Below are 14903 nucleotides of genomic sequence, written 5' to 3' on the forward strand. Positions count from 1 at the left end.
CCCCCCCTCCCCCCCCCCCCGCGTCGGCGGCGCATCCGATAGAGATCGCGGAGGTCGAGCGATCGGCCGCCGGGCACAGGATGGAGACGGCCGCGTTGGCACACATCCGTTCCACGCTGCGCGCCTTCCCCTCGGCCAACTTCCCGCGCGCGTCCGCGCCCCCGGAGAAGCCTCGATACCGGCAGGGCGGCCTGGGCTCCTATGCCGTGGGCGCCGCGCTGGACGCGCTGGCCGCCCGCTATCGCGTCGGCAGCTCGACCATCGCCCTGGCCGCCACCGCCGCGATGCTTCGCGCGGTCACCGGACGCCACGAGGTGGGCCTGCTGCTCGTGGCGGGAAACCGGATCCCCGCCGAGCTGCGCCATGCTGTCGGCACGCTCACGCAGGACGTCCCGGCCCTGATCCCCGTGACAGGCCAGGTCTTCTCCGACGTGATCCAGACGGTCTGGAAGTCGTCCATGCGCGCCTACCGTCACGGCAGATTCGACCCCGCCAAGGCGTGGGACATCATCGACGAGCTCGGGGAGGAGCGGGGCGCCCACCCCGAGCTGCGTTCCTTCTACAACGACTTCCGGACCGGCTCGGGACCGTCCGCGGCCAAGGGCGGCGGCGTCCCGTCTCGGTTCCGATGGGCCGACAGCGCCACCGAGGAGGGCAGCACGTTCTTCATGGAGGTGGGCGACGTGCCCGGCCATCCCGGCGCGGCCCTGCTGTCGCTGTGCGCCGACACCATGTACCTGCCGTCCGAAGTCATGGAGCGGTTCCTGTGGGGCTGCGAGCGACTGCTGGTCGATCAGCTCTCCGAGGACGTGCCGGTTTCACGGCTGGGAGAGTACACGTGATCCCGCGGATGGCCCCGGAAACGCGCATCCTCGCCAATGGTCGCGTGCTGGTGGGGGGGTTTCCCACCAGGATGGTGCGCCTGGGGCGGGCGCAACGCGACGAGGTCGCCCGCTGGCAGGCCGGGCACCGGGTCGCCGGCCCGCACCGGGCCTTCGCCCGGCGCCTGCTGGAGGCCGGGCTGCTGCTGCCCGAACCGGGCGTGGGAGGGCCGACGACCGGGGATGTCACCGTCGTCGTCCCGGTGCACGGCCGGGTGCTGGAGTTGGCGGACTGCCTGGCGGGACTGGGCGGGCTCGCGGTGATCGTCGTCGATGACGGTTCGCCGGACCGGGACGCCGTGGAGGCTGTCGCCGTACGTGCCGGGGCCGCCTATGTGCGCCGCGACGGGCAGGGCGGGCCCGCCGCGGCCAGGAACACCGGGCTGGCCGCCGTGGCCACGCCGTACGCGGCGTTCGTGGACTCCGACTGCGTTCCGGAGGCCGGCTGGCTTGACCGGCTGCTGCCGCACTTCGCCGCACCGGAAGTGGCGGCAGTCGCGCCGCGCATCATCTCCCATGACACCGGCCGCGACTGGCTGTCGCGCTACGAGGCTGCCCGATCGTCGCTCGACATGGGCGAGGTCGCCGCGGTCGTCAGGCCGGACGGTCGCGTACCGTACGTGCCGACAGCGGCGCTGGTGGTGCGGCGGGCGGCAGCCGGTGGCGGCTTCGACGAACGGCTTCCGCTCGGCGAGGACGTCGACTTCGTCTGGCGGCTGGCGGCCTCCGGATGGCAGGTCCGCTACGAGCCCGCCGCGAAGGTGGCTCACCGGCATCGGGTCCAGCTGCGCGCATGGCTGGCCCGTCGCGTCGAGTACGGCACCACCGTGGCCGCCCTCGACCGGAGACATCCGGGCGCCATCCCGGCCCTGGACACCTCCGGCTCGGGAGTCCCGGCCTGGGCTGCGATGGTGTGCGGCGAGCCCGCAAGAGCGGCGATGCTCGCGGGCACGGAGACGCTGGCGGCCGGACGGCTGGTGGGGACGTCCGTGGCGCAGGTGTGGTGGCCGCTGATGCTGCCCGCCGCGCTCGCCGTGCCCCGGCTGCGCCTGCCGCTCGCGGCCGCGCTGGCTCTGCCGGCGCTGGCCGAGTGGGTCGAACGCCGCCCGGCGCTCGACCCGGTCAGGTACGTCGCCACGCATCTGCTGGACGATGTCGTGGGTGCGGTCGGCCTGTGGAAGGGGATGCTGCGCGAGCGCACGTTCCGGCCTCTTCTACCGCGTCTCAGGCGTGTTCGATCAAGCGCGCCTTGATCGCCGCGACAACCGCCGCGGTCCTGTTCGGTGAGTCCAGCTTCAACAGCACGCTCGCCACCAGCCGTTTCGCGCCGTGCTCGGAGATCGACAGGCGGCGGGCGATCTGTTTGTTGCTCAGGCCGTCGGCGAGCAGCGACAGTGTGGCGCTCTCGCGAGGGGTGAGGCTCACCGGCCTGCGCTGAAGCGTGTCGGCACGGGTGATGAGTTCCCGGGTGAGTCTGTCCGGGACGGCCATCTCGCCCGCGGTCACCCGCTGGATGGCGTCGCCCAGGAGGTCCGCCGTGATCTCCTGGAGGATCAGGTAGCCATCGGCGTGCGCCGAGGGCGTGAACGCCGATCCTGCCACCTGAGCCTCGTCCAGCAGCACGAGGGCCTTGGCGGCGCCGTAACGGGTGTCCGGAAGGGGGTGGGTGGTGATCAGGACATCGGCGCCGTGGACCGTGAGGTTGACCACGGGGAGCCGACGCAGAATGGTCTCCAGACCCTGGTGGAGCAAAAGGCTGTCCACCTGGATCGCGACGTCGATCTGTGCGTTCGCCGTACGGTGCGGAAATGTCATTGTCATAGCTCTCATCAAATACAGTGCTCGTTTCTCAAGGCCAGACATTTGACGCGTTCCGGACAGTAAGCTCCGCGAACCCCGCCAGCCGGTCCGCCAAGTCGCGGCCCTGGGCGGCGAAGAGCGGGCCCCACGCCACGAAACCGGACCGGCGCTCCGTCCCCGGCTCATCTGGCACCCCGGCGAATCCGCCGCCCGCCGCGACGACCAGCGCCCGGCCGGCGGCCACATCCCAGACGAACACGTCGGCGTTCGCGGCCATGTCCGCCCGTCCCGCCGCCACGTAGGCCAGGGCCAGCGCCGAAGAGCCGATCCGGCGCACGTCCGCGGCCTCTACCAGCTCCGTGTGCAGCCGCGCCTCCGCAGGATCTCCGACCCCGGGTGTCGGGATGTCGGTCAGCACGACGGGCAGCGGATCGGGCGGTGCCACGGAACGGCACACCGGTGTGCCGTTGACCCGCAGCACGCCACCGGCCGCGGTGAACAGCTCGCGGCGCACCGGGTCGTAGACCACCCCTCCGACCGGATCACCGCGCACCGACACCCCGATGGAGATGGCCCACAACCCGAGGCCGCGCGCGAAGTTGTGCGTCCCATCGATGGGATCGACCTGCCACTCGACCTCGCCCGCCCCGCTGGTGCCGCTCTCCTCGCCGACGATGGCACTGTCCGGGCAGGACGCGGCCAGGACCGTACGGATCACCGCCTCGGCCCGAGCGTCGGCCTCTGTCACCACGTCATGCCTGCCGCTCTTGGCCCGGGTACCGGCGCCCTGGCCGAAACCCGTCACCAGCAGGGATCCCGCCTCGGCGGCGGCTGTCGCGGCCAGAGCGACCAACTGCTCATGATCCATCTCCTCACCCTAGAAGGCCGGGCTTCCCGCGGCATCGGCTCGTTCGGGTATGCCCGCTCGCCCGGCCGATCGTGGCTTATGCCACGACGGGCCAGGCAGCACGCTGAAGCCCACAGGGCCGGTCAACACCTGGAAGGGCCTGGAGATGGCAATTGGACTGACGGCCGACCGCAGCAGGTCGGACACGCACTGGGCCCACGAGCAAGAGGTCATCGGGCCAGGTCTGCAAGCCGTGATGCTGTGGTCGAAGCTGTGCGTGGAGCGCGCCGAAGGCGCCATGCTCACTGACGTCGACAGGCACGACATCGTCGACTTTCAGGGCGCCGGAGGCGTGAACTCGATCGGGCACGCCCACCCCCGATACGTCGCGGCGCTGGCCGCCCAGCTCGCCACCACACCCACCGGCGCATTCGGCTCGCCTGCCCGCCTCGACATGGTCAACGCACTGCGCCGTCTGCTGCGCGCGCCCCTGGACCGCATCCAGCTCTACAGTGGCGGCACCGAAGCCGTGGAAGCCGGCCTGCGGCTGGCCAAATCGGTCACCGGAAAACACGAGTTCCTCTCCTTCTGGGGCGGCTTCCACGGCAAGACGCTGGGCAGCCTGGCCCTCACCTCGGGGGCCAGGAAAGGACTCGGGCCGATGCCCGCCGGCTTCTTCAGCGCGCCGTACGCCAACTGCTACCGCTGCCCGCTGCAGCTGACGAGCCCGTCATGCGGGCTGGCCTGCGTGGACGCCGCCCGAGACGTCATCAAACGCGAATCCACCGGAGCGCTCGCCGCGATCGTGGTCGAGCCCGTACAGGGCCGCTCGGGCAACGTGGTCCCGCCCGACGGCTACCTTGCCGCGCTCAAAGAGGTCGCCGAGGAGTTCGACGCCCTGCTCGTCGTCGACGAGATGATGACAGGGTTCGGCCGCACCGGGGCCGCCATGGCCCACCATCACGAAGACGTCACCCCGGACATCGTGACAGTGGGCAAGGGAATGGGCGGCGGGTATCCGGTCACGGGTGTGATCTCCACCGCGGCTCACATGGCGTCCGCGCCCTTCTCCGAACCCAGCGCGAGCTCGTCGAGCTTCGGCGCTTTCCCCCTGGCCTGCCGGGCCGTCGCCACCACGGCGGACGTCCTCGTCGAGGAGAACCTGGCCGAGCACGCGCGCAAGCTCGGCGCCGAGTTGCTGGACCTGCTGCGGCCGCTCGCCGACGAGGCTCCGCTCGTCGGGGAGGTACGTGGTCTCGGCCTCGCCATCGGCATCGAGCTGGTGGCCGACAAGGCGACGAAGGAGCCGGTGTCGGGCGAGGTGCTGCGCGAGACGTTCCTGGCGCTGCTCGAAGCCGGCGTCCTCGTCATGACCGGCGGCAACACGCTGCGGCTCTATCCTCCACTCAACGTTGACGCCGACCTTGCCCGCGAGACGGTCGACGTCATCGGCGCAACCCTGACGAGAGGCGCCCGATGAAGGTTGTCATCGCCGGCTTCGGGACCGCGGGTACCGCCCGGCTGGCGGCCTACGCCGGCGTCGAAGGCGCGGATGTGGTCGCCGTCGTCGATCCGTCGCCGGCCAGGCGAGCGGCGGCCAGGAGCGCCGGAGTCAGCGCTTACCCGGAGCTTGCCGCGCTGCCCGGCTCCGACCGGCCGGACGTCGTGGACGTGTGCGCCCCTCCCAGCTATCACCGGCTCCTGACCATGGCCGCGCTGGACGCCGGCAGCCATGTGATCTGTGAGAAACCCGTCGCCTTCCGCACGGCCGACGCCCTCGCGATGGCCGCCGCGTCCAGGCGGGCGGGGCGGCTGCTCTACCCGGCGCACAACTACCTGTTCTCGCCGATGATGGGGCAGCTCCGCGAATGCGCCGCCACTGCGGGCACACCGCAGGCGCTGCGCATCCGCATCGAGCGGCAGACGCACGCCAAAGGAAGCCGCGGCTACCAGCCCGACTGGCGGCGCGATCTGCGCATCGCCGGTGGCGGGATCCTGCTGGACCACGGCTCGCACTGCGTCTACATGGCCACGCGGTTGTTCGGCGAGCCACCCGCCAAGGTGTCGGCACTGGCTCGCTGGCAGACGGAAGGCCTCGACGAGGCCATGAACGTGCGGCTGCACTTCCCGCATGGAACCGCCGACATCGAGCTGAGCTGGGTGGGCGAGCGGCGCACCAACCTCTACGCCCTGACCGGCCCGGCCGGCTCAGTGACGATCACGGATGGCACGGCACGGCTGATCGGCCCCGGCGGAACCGAGGAACGCGCGCTGGAGTCACCAACGGGCAGTTCCACCCACGAAGAGTGGTTCGCCGGCCTGTTCGCCGACTTCACCGCGGTGCTGTGCCGCCCAGCGGCGTGGGAGCGGCCTCTGGCCGACGTGATCTCCACCACCGAGATCATCGAAGCCGCCTATACATCGGCTCGCCTGCACGGGGAGCCCGTCCCCATCCGGGAAGGCTGACATGTGGTACGCGGGCCTCGGATGGGAGGGCGACGGGCACGAGGTCTCCGTCGTAGACGGAGCGGGCGTCCCCGTCGCGCCGCCTGCCCGGTTCGGCACGGGCGGCATCGGCGCGGTGGTGTCCTATCTCCTGCGCTTCGCCGCGGCCGAGCCGCTGACGTGCGTCATCGACAGCACCAACGGCCTCATCGACGGCCACCTGACCGCCGCGGGAGTGTCCGTTCACCGGGCGGATCCGGGAACGGCGCCGCCTCGACGCACCTTCGGCTCGGCCAATCCCGCCGCGCTGGCCGGGCTCGGCCGTACGCACAGATCGAGATTGACCCGGCTCACGCTCGACTCCGGCACACTCACCGGGCTCGACGAGCACATCGAGGAGGATCTCGAACGGGCAGCTCCCGTCGAGCGGGAACTGATCGCGGAGGGCAGGTGTCTGACCCACGGCGACCGCGCCCGCCCCGTAGTGGCCCTCACCTTCGATGACGGGCCACATCCCGATCACACGCCGCGCCTGCTCGACATGCTGCGACGCTACGAGGTGACCGCGACCTTCTTCTGCCTCGGCATGAACGCCGCAGCTCACCCCGAACTGGTGGCGCGGATCGCCGACGAGGGCCACAGCGTGGGCAATCACACCTGGTCGCATCCCTACCTGCCACATCTCACCCCGGTCGAGGTCATCGCCCAGGTGGAGCAGACCGCCGCGGTCCTGGCCGGCATCACCGGCGAGCGACCGACGCTGTTCCGGCCACCGTTCGGCGGCCGCGACGCCGATGTGCTGCGCACGGTGGCCTCAGCCGGGCAGGCCACCGTGCTCTGGGACGTGGAGGCCGGCGACTGGACGCTCCCGGGCACGCCGGCGATCGTGCGGCAGGTGATCCGTGACACGGACTTCGGGTCGGTCATCCTCCTGCACGACGGCGGCGGCGACCGCACCCAGACCGTCGAGGCATTGCCGCTGATCCTGGAGAACCTCATGGTCAGAGGGTGCAAATTCGTCCCGGTCGACGACCTGATCGATGCCGACAAGGAGTACACAGCCCCGTCATGGACGTCCGCCTGAGCGTCGCGATCATGCACCATCCACGTCGAGCCGATCGTCTCCCCGCACTGCTGGCCTCGTGTGCACCGTTGTCGGCGCGGGTGGTCGTCGACCCCGACCCCGCCAGCCCGCCCAGTCCGCTGCGAACCGCCAAGCGCGCCTGGGCAGCCGGTCTTCCCGCGGCCACCCACCATCTCGTCCTGCAGGACGATGTGCGGCTGAGCCCGGGTTTCGCCGAGCACCTGCTCGCGGCGATCCGGCACCGCCCCAAGCACGCTATCGCCCTCTACTCCAACTGGAACAGTCCGCAGAACTCCTACCTCGTACGGCGGGCGGCGGCCACCGGCTCCGCGTGGGCGCCACTGTCAGGGGTCGAGTGGATACCCACCCAGGGACTCGTGCTGCCCGCGGCCCGTGCCAGAGATTTGGCCGTATTTCTCGCCCCGATCAGTGACGACGTCCGCGACGACGACGAGATGATCGCGCTGTTCTGCGCCGAGCAGGGCATCCCGGCCGTCGCGACGGTGCCGCACCTCCTCGACCACGCCGACGAGCAGAGCCTCGCTGGCCATCCCGGTTCCTTCCACGCCACGGTCTACGCCGACGGCCGCCCGCTCGCGCCGCACCACTGGGACGGCGGGCAGGACAGGCGACCAGGCGGCTTGGCCGTCGAACTGATCGACTCGCGCTGCTTCCTACGACTGTCGCGGCCGGGCGAACCCGTCGAACATCCGTTCGGCTGGTACTGGGCAGACTGGTCGGCGCTGATCGGCCTGGAGCCGCGGCAGATCCTGCGGGCGGCACCGGGCGATCTGCCGTCATACGCACGCGAGCTGTGGGCGGCGGCCTACATCCTGGGCGCCGACGCCGCCGGCGAAGGCGGCAGGGGCGGCTGGATCCTGCACGAGGCGATCAGCTCGTGGGTCTCCTCCGGTCTCAGCGACCGTGACCGTGCCGGCATGGACGCGCGTTCGCGCGCCGCCCTGATTGACATGGGCGTCGCGGCCGTCGAACACGGCCGGACGGCAGCGCGGCCACGGCGGCTGGAGTTCATCGGTGCGTGAGGAAACGACCATCGCCGAACGGATGGCGCGGCGTGAGGCGAGGGCGTTGCTGCTCGTCCCACCGTCGATCCCGGCGCCGCCGGGGGTGCTCGACCCGCAGATGAGCTTCCGCGCCGTCCGCTGCCCCTGGTGCGGCGTCGGGCCGGCGTGCCACGACGAGCGTCCGCCGAACGAGCCGCCTGACCGGCCACTGGTGACAGTGCTGGCCTGCGAGTGGCTGGCCAACCGGGCGATGCTGGCCGTGCTCGCCGCCGGGCGACCGGCCGGCTCCTACCTGTCCCGGGCGGTCTTCGCAGCGAGGCACCGAACGCTCGGAAACGCCACCGACCTGCTGGCCGCTCTGGACGCCGCGGAGAGATGGGCGGACCCGCTGACATCGGCCGGTGCTGTCCGGGACGCAGTGGTTCCGGCCGCGACGCGGAGCACGCACTCGGTGGTCTCGCATTTCCTCTCACCCCATGCGGGCCGAGAGTTCGACGACCTCAACACGCTGTACGCACGGGTCAGGCTGGGCGCCGTGCGCGCCGGGCTGGGCGGCCGATCAGGCATAGCCCAAGGGCCGCCCGAACGCGGCTGTCACCCGGTTGAACCCGGCGAAATCATCCCTATCAGGTACTCCACTCCGGGAGGGGCGCATGCCTGACCACGACACGCTGACGGCGGTCCTGCGGGACTGGGCCGTCGTCCACGCCGACCGCGAGGCGGTCATCTTCTCGCCTGACCCGATGGACGCGACCGCCGACCGGTCCGTCACCTACGGCGAGTTGGACCGGATGGCGCGCCAGGTCGCGGCGCTCTTGCAACTGCACGCTGATCCAGGCGACCGGATCATGCTGCTCAACGAGCCGGGACTCGACTTCGCCCTCGCCTTCCTCGGCTGTTTCTACGCCGGCATGGTCGCGGTCCCCGCGCCGCCTCCCGACGGCCACCGAAGCCAGCAGACTCGCCTGACCGCCATCGCCAGGGACGCGAGCGTCGCTGCGGTCCTCACCGAGCAGGCCGGCCTCGACGCCGTCCAGAGATGGGTGACCGACTCGGGAATGGACGAGATCGCCTGCCTCGCCGTCGACGGGCCGCGCCCGCCGGCCGAGCGCTGGACGGAGCCGACGGCGACCCGCGCCGAGTCGCTGGTCTTCCTCCAGTACACCTCGGGCTCGACGGACGATCCCAAAGGGGTGATGGTCGACCACCACAACCTGCTGGAGCACACCGAGCTGTTTCGCCGGCTCACGGGAGCGACCCCGGACACGCGCTTCGGAGGATGGCTGCCGACCTTCCACGACTTCGGCCTCATCGGCCTGCTGCTGTTCCCGCTCTCCCTGGGCGCGACCACCGTGCTCATGCCGCCGCTGGCGTTCGCCATGCGGCCGTACTCCTGGCTGCACCTGCTCCAGCGGCACCGGATCAACTTCACCGGCGCCCCGAACTTCGCCTTCGAATTGTGCGTACGCAGCGTGACCGAGCAGCAGGCCGCCGGGCTGGATCTGTCCTCGGTGACCCAGATGCTCAACGGGTCCGAGCCGATCAGGGCGGCTACCCAGCAGGCCTTCACCGCACGCTTCGCGCCGTACGGCCTCGACCCCGCCGCAATGCTTCCCGCCTACGGCCTGGCCGAAGCTACCCTTGCCGTGACCTGTGCCGATCCGCGACTGGGCACCGTGACGACCCACGTGGACCCCGCCGAACTGGCCACTGGAGCCTTGGTACCGACCACAGAGACGCCGCCCGACCGCAGCCAGCCGCTCGTCTCCAGCGGCCTGGTCAGGGACGAGGTCGTCGTCGCCGATCCGGTCACGGGCGAGCTCCTGCCGGAGGGCCGGATCGGGGAGATCTGGGTGCGCGGGCCCCAGGTGACCCGTGGCTACTGGAACCGCCCGGACGCGACTGCCGCCGTCTTCGGGGCAGGGAAGCGCGGCTACCTGCGCACCGGCGACCTCGGAGTCATCCACGACGGCCAGTTCTACGTGACCGGAAGGATCAAGGAGGTGCTCGTCGTCCGAGGCCGGAACCTCTACCCCCAGGACCTGGAGGCCACGGCGCGGAACGCGCATCCGGCCCTCGCCCGCGGCGCCGGAGCCGTCTTCACCGTGCCCACCCCCAACGAGCAGATCGTGATCGTGCAGGAGTGCCGGGCCCACGCCCTGGAGGACATGACGCCGGCGTTGCTGGCCGCGGAGGTGCGCAGGGCGATCCAGCGTGACTTCGGCGTGCCCGTCGGCGGCGTGGTCCTGGTCCGTACCTCGCAGGTGAGGAGGACCACGAGCGGCAAGATCCAGCGTGTCCTCACCAGAGAGCTGTTCACCCGCGGCGCGCTCAGGACCGTGTATGAGGATCTCTCACCCGCCGTGCGCACCCGGTACCGGAGTGACACGCCATGACCACCGCCGCCGACCTGGACCGCGCGCTGGGTGACCCCACCGACGCACGCTGTCTCTTCTCCTTCGCACGCCTGGCCGAACTGGACAGGGCCGAGGCGTTCCCCGCCGACCACTGCCGCGAGCTCGACAGGCTCGGGCTGGCCGCGCACTACGTGCCCGCCGAGTTCGGCGGCGACCTGCGCTCCTACCCTGAGCTGCTGGAGCTCGTCAGGGTGGTGGCGCGCCGGGACCTGACCGTGGCGGTCGCGCACGGCAAGACCTTCCTCGGCACGGTATGCGTCTGGCTGGCGGGCGACCGCGACCAGGCAACAGGGCTGGCCCGCGAGGTTCGGGCCGGCATCCCGGTCTCGTTGGCGCTTACCGAGCGCGACCACGGCAGCGACCTGCTGGCCGGCCAGGTCCGTGCTGCCGAGGGCCGGCTGACCGGCGAGAAATGGCTGATCAACAACGCCACTCGTAGCAGCCTGGTCAGCGTGCTCGCCCGCACCTCGCCCGCAGGCGGGCCACGCGGGTTCAGCATCCTGCTAGCCGACAAGCGGACCCTGCCCGAGGGGAGCTACCGCCTGCTGCCCAAGGTGCCGACGCACGGCATCAGGGGCGCGGACATCAGCGGCATCGAGTTCCGCGACGCCCCGGCGGCCCTGGTGGGTCCGGTCGGAGGCGGCCTTGAGCTGGTGTTCAAGGCGCTCCAGCTCACCCGCACCTTCTGCGCCGGACTGTCTCTCGGCGCCGCCGATCAGGCACTCAGCCAGGCGACCGCGTTCACGCGCTCCAGGCACCTGTACGGCAGGCGGCTCATCGACATGCCGCACATCCGTCGGAAACTGGGTGAGGCGCACGCGGCCAGGACGGTGGCCGAGGCCGTCACTACGGTCGCGGCCCGGTCGATCCACACCCTGCCCGGCGAGATGGCCGTCGTCTCAGCCGTGGCCAAGGCATTCGTCCCGGCCAGGGTCGACGAACTGATCGCCGGGTGCGGGACGTTGCTGGGCGCCCGCGCCTTTCTCACCGAGGTCCTCGACCACGGCGCCTTCCAAAAGCTCGACCGCGACCACCGCGTGGTGGCGATCTTCGACGGTAGTTCGTTCGTCAACCGGAACGCCCTGATCAACCACTTCCCCGCGTTGGTCCGCGGCTACCGCGCGAGCAAGGTGGACGAGATGGGATTGCGAGAAGCGCTCGACGCGCGCGGACCCCTCCCTCCGAGCGATCCGCGGCGGCTCGCGCTGTCGTCCAAGGACGGGTCAAGCCTGGTGCAGAGCCTGCGCGACGGCCCCGGCGACCTGACCGGCGCCACCGAACTGCTGCGGGCCTGCGACGACCTGCACGAGAAGCTCGTGCGGGTCAAACCTGCCCCCCGTGACGTGCCTTCCGAGGCTTTCGCGCTGGCCCAGCGCTACGAGTTCTGCTTCGCCGGGGCCGCCGTACTCGGGCTGCACCGGGTCGGCGCCCTCGCCACAGGTCAGGCCACGGCAGCGCTCGCCTACGTCCTGGCCGGGCTCACCGGCCGACCCGCCAAGGCCGCCTACGATCGGCTGGCCGAGGAGGTCCTCAATGACTGAAGCGCTGGAACGCCTGCTCGGCGACCCCTGGGACCCGGCGAACCCGCTCAGCCACGCAGCCGCGGTGGCCGCGGATGAGCGACAGGAGATGTTCACCGAGGCCGAGCGGCGGCTCGACGCCTTCGGGATGAACGCCGAGTTCGTCCCCGCCGAGCTCGGCGGCCGCTTCACCACCCTGGACAGACTGGGCCGGCTGATGCGCGCCGTATGGCGGCGCGACCCCTGTCTTGGCCTCGGCTACGGCGCGAGCAGCTTCATCGCCTCCGTCAACGTGTGGACGGCAGGATCGCCGGAGCAGAAGAAGAGGTTCGCCGAGCAGATGCTGGCCAACCGGAAGATCGCCTCGGTCTACCACGAGCTGGCTCACGGCAATGACTTCGCCCGCGCCGAGTTCACGGCCTACGACGGGCGGCTGAACGGCCGCAAAGAGGTAGTGACGAACGCCCAACGCGCCGACTCCCTCGTGATTTTCGCCAGGACGTCGCCCGGCGCCGGCAGCCGGAGCCACTCCCAGCTCTTCGTCGACAAGGCCGACCTGCCTGCCGACCGGATGGCCTACCTGCCACGCTTTCCCAGCATGGGTATGCGTGGCGTCCAGCTGGGCGGCATCGTCTTCACCGACTGCCCGGTTCCCGACGACGCGATCCTCGGCACGCCGGGGCGCGGCATCGAGACCGCACTGCGCTCCTTCCAGCTCACCCGTGCGGCGCTGCCTGCGATGATCACCGGCGTACTCGACACGGGACTGCGCACCGCGCTGAGGTTCACCACGGGGCGACGGCTCTACGGCCGCACCGCGGCGGACATCCCGCACGTGCGGGCGATCCTGGCTGAAGCCTTCACCGACCTGCTGCTGTGCGACGCCTTCTGCACGGTGACCGCGCGCACAGTCCACGAGCTGCCCGGTACGGCCAGCGTCCCGGCCTCACTCGTGAAGTACGCCGTCTCCCAGCAGTTGATCGAGGCGATGGACCGGCTGTCGCTGGTGCTCGGCGCCCACTTCTACATCCGAGAGGGCGATCATGCGATCTTTCAGAAGCTGCTGCGCGACCTGGCCGTCATCGGATTCGGTCACGCGGCAAGGGTGGCGTGCCTGGCCACCGTCCTACCGCAGATGCCCCAGCTCGCGCATCGATCATGGCCGTCCGCCTGTCCGCCGCCCGCCCCCGTCTTCCGGCTCGGCGCCGAACTGACGCCGCTACCGTTCGAGGAGCTGACCGTCGCCGCTGGCGGGCGAGACAGCCTGAGCTCAGTACCCCTGGCTCTTCTCGACGAGGGCGGCCTCCCCCCCGAGCTGCGCCGGCTGACGACGCTGTTCGCCGACGAGTTGATCGAGCTGACGGCCGAGGCGGGGAGTCTGCGGCCCAGGGACACCGGCGTGGGGGCGACCCCCGAAGCGCTGGCCGTACCAGCACGGCTGTCGGCGGTGCTGGCCGCGAGTGCCTGCCTCGGGATCTGGCGGCATGCCGAAGGCGGGTTCCTCGCGGACCCTGCGTGGGTGGTGGCCGCGCTGACCCGCCTCACGGCCCGGATCGGTAAGGGCGACGGCCACCTGACCGCCTCACTGACCCGGCACCTCATGTCCGAGCTGCTGACCCGGGAAGCAGACCGACGCGGTTTCGACCTGACAGCCGACCCGATCGCCGGCTGACCATGTGAAGGAGATACCTGTGGACGACATGCGTGATTGGCTGACCCACCTGGTGGCCTCCTACCTCGACAAAGATCCGGCCGAGATCAGCGGCTCGGTGTCGCTCAGCGACTACGGGCTCGACTCCGTGTACGCCTTCGTGATGTGCGGCGACATCGAGGACCGCCTCGACCTGCGACTGGAGCCGACCGTGGCCTGGGACTACGAGACCATCAACGCGCTGGCAGACCATCTGACGTCCCTGGTGGCGAAGCAGTGACCGTCCTGAAAGGGCTGGCTACCAACCTGCCGTCGCGACGGGTCCCGATCCGCTCGCTCCAAGAAGAGCTCGAACTGCCCCCTGAGCAGATCAAGATGTTCGAACGGTTCTACGATCTGTCGCACATCCTGCGCGAGCCCGAAGGCGACATCACCGACCTGCTCCTGGCCGCCGCGGGCAAGCTCAGCGAGCTGCGTGGCCTGGAGGAGCGGATCCGCTTCGTCATTCAGGCCCGCACCATGCCGGTCGCGACGCCATATCCGGTGAGCGCGGTCCACGAGGTCGCCCAGGCGCTCGGCCTGCGGCGGGCGCAGGCGTTCGTGGTCTTCCATCATGCCTGCGCGTCCGGTCTGCTGGCGGTGGACCTGGCCGGCCGGCTGCTGGAGGAGAACGGCGACCCTGACACGCTCGCCCTGGTGCTGGCCGGAGAGAAGACGTTCACGCTGGCCGCCAAGCTGGTGCCTGACGCGGCCATCAACGGAGAGGGAACCGCTGCGGTCCTGGTCGGTCCGGGGAGTGGGCGCGACCGACTGCTGAGCTATGCCACTCGTACTCACGGGCGATTCAGCGCAGGGCTCACGCTTTCTGCAGCGCTGGCGGCCGAGTTCGGCGAGGTCTATCCGAAGGCGCTCGCCGAGGTGATCCAGGAGGCGGCCGAGCGGGCTGGGCTGGACCTCGCCGACCTTGACCTGATCCTGCCGCACAACGTCAACCGTGTCTCTTGGGTGCGGTTGTGCCGCCTGCTGGGCTTCCCCCTGGACCGGGTCTTCCTGGACAACATCCCGGTGACCGGCCACTGCTTCTGCGCTGATCCCTTCCTGAACCTCCAGTCGGCGCGCGAGCTCGGACGGCTGAATCCAGGGGACCGCTACCTCATGGCCGCCGTCGGACTCGGGGCGACGTTCTCGGCCATGATCTTCGAGCATTAGGAGACCCCATCGTGTTTCTCACCA

Annotated in this window: 14 protein-coding genes; 12 read left to right on the forward strand and 2 right to left on the reverse strand. The window is 70.6% G+C overall.

The window, feature by feature from the left end:
* Positions 1-95: 95 nt before the first annotated feature.
* Together ACTWQA_RS04495 and mftF are read left to right on the forward strand one after the other, a co-directional pair.
* Positions 96-842, forward strand: coding sequence for a hypothetical protein (locus tag ACTWQA_RS04495; protein WP_443158027.1), 747 nt, complete (start codon positions 96-98; stop codon positions 840-842).
* The gene (gene mftF, locus ACTWQA_RS04500; RefSeq protein WP_443158028.1) at positions 839-2134 is read left to right on the forward strand and encodes a mycofactocin biosynthesis glycosyltransferase MftF; all 1296 of its coding nucleotides are present in this window, start codon (positions 839-841) and stop codon (positions 2132-2134) included. Before ACTWQA_RS04495 ends, mftF begins: the two co-directional genes overlap by 4 nt.
* Here the strand turns inward: mftF and ACTWQA_RS04505 are convergent.
* Together ACTWQA_RS04505 and ACTWQA_RS04510 are read right to left on the reverse strand one after the other, a co-directional pair.
* The gene (locus tag ACTWQA_RS04505) at positions 2106-2702 is read right to left on the reverse strand and encodes a LuxR C-terminal-related transcriptional regulator (protein WP_443158029.1); all 597 of its coding nucleotides are present in this window, start codon (positions 2700-2702) and stop codon (positions 2106-2108) included. The genes mftF and ACTWQA_RS04505 overlap by 29 nt on opposite strands.
* A gap of 28 nt (positions 2703-2730) precedes the next feature.
* Positions 2731-3549 (reverse strand): inositol monophosphatase family protein, encoded by an 819-nt coding sequence (locus ACTWQA_RS04510; RefSeq protein ID WP_443158030.1) that lies wholly within the window; start codon positions 3547-3549, stop codon positions 2731-2733.
* Positions 3550-3694: 145 nt separating this feature from the next.
* Here ACTWQA_RS04510 and ACTWQA_RS04515 point away from each other — a divergent pair, with 145 nt between their 5' ends.
* From ACTWQA_RS04515 to ACTWQA_RS04560, 10 genes are read left to right on the forward strand one after another with little or no spacing between them, the layout of a single operon-like run.
* Positions 3695-5008 carry an aspartate aminotransferase family protein gene (locus ACTWQA_RS04515; protein ID WP_443158031.1) on the forward strand — a complete coding sequence of 438 codons (1314 nt, stop codon included), beginning with the start codon at positions 3695-3697 and terminating at the stop codon, positions 5006-5008.
* Positions 5005-5994, forward strand: a complete 990-nt coding sequence (locus ACTWQA_RS04520; protein ID WP_443158032.1) for a Gfo/Idh/MocA family protein — start codon at positions 5005-5007, stop codon at positions 5992-5994. The genes ACTWQA_RS04515 and ACTWQA_RS04520 overlap by 4 nt, the downstream gene beginning before the upstream one ends.
* A gap of 1 nt (position 5995) precedes the next feature.
* Entirely contained in the window at positions 5996-7057 is a 1062-nt protein-coding gene (locus ACTWQA_RS04525; RefSeq protein ID WP_443158033.1) for a polysaccharide deacetylase family protein, read from the forward strand.
* A complete protein-coding gene (locus tag ACTWQA_RS04530) occupies positions 7042-8100 on the forward strand; it encodes a hypothetical protein (protein ID WP_443158034.1) in 1059 nt (352 codons plus the stop codon). Before ACTWQA_RS04525 ends, ACTWQA_RS04530 begins: the two co-directional genes overlap by 16 nt.
* On the forward strand, positions 8093-8743 hold the full coding sequence (locus ACTWQA_RS04535; protein ID WP_443158035.1) for a hypothetical protein: 651 nt from the start codon (positions 8093-8095) through the stop codon (positions 8741-8743). The genes ACTWQA_RS04530 and ACTWQA_RS04535 overlap by 8 nt, the downstream gene beginning before the upstream one ends.
* Positions 8736-10478 (forward strand): fatty acyl-AMP ligase, encoded by a 1743-nt coding sequence (locus ACTWQA_RS04540; RefSeq protein WP_443158036.1) that lies wholly within the window; start codon positions 8736-8738, stop codon positions 10476-10478. The genes ACTWQA_RS04535 and ACTWQA_RS04540 overlap by 8 nt, the downstream gene beginning before the upstream one ends.
* Positions 10475-12040, forward strand: a complete 1566-nt coding sequence (locus ACTWQA_RS04545) for an acyl-CoA dehydrogenase family protein (protein ID WP_443158037.1) — start codon at positions 10475-10477, stop codon at positions 12038-12040. Before ACTWQA_RS04540 ends, ACTWQA_RS04545 begins: the two co-directional genes overlap by 4 nt.
* Positions 12033-13691: an acyl-CoA dehydrogenase gene (locus tag ACTWQA_RS04550; RefSeq protein WP_443158038.1), complete on the forward strand. Its 1659-nt coding sequence runs from the start codon at positions 12033-12035 to the stop codon at positions 13689-13691. The genes ACTWQA_RS04545 and ACTWQA_RS04550 overlap by 8 nt, the downstream gene beginning before the upstream one ends.
* Positions 13692-13719: 28 nt before the next feature.
* On the forward strand, positions 13720-13950 hold the full coding sequence (locus ACTWQA_RS04555) for an acyl carrier protein (protein WP_443158352.1): 231 nt from the start codon (positions 13720-13722) through the stop codon (positions 13948-13950).
* Positions 13947-14879 (forward strand): 3-oxoacyl-[acyl-carrier-protein] synthase III C-terminal domain-containing protein, encoded by a 933-nt coding sequence (locus tag ACTWQA_RS04560; protein ID WP_443158039.1) that lies wholly within the window; start codon positions 13947-13949, stop codon positions 14877-14879. The genes ACTWQA_RS04555 and ACTWQA_RS04560 overlap by 4 nt, the downstream gene beginning before the upstream one ends.
* The last annotated feature ends 24 nt before the right edge of the window (positions 14880-14903 follow it).

Source organism: Nonomuraea sp. 10N515B (assembly GCF_052245915.1).
Lineage (GTDB): Bacteria > Actinomycetota > Actinomycetes > Streptosporangiales > Streptosporangiaceae > Nonomuraea.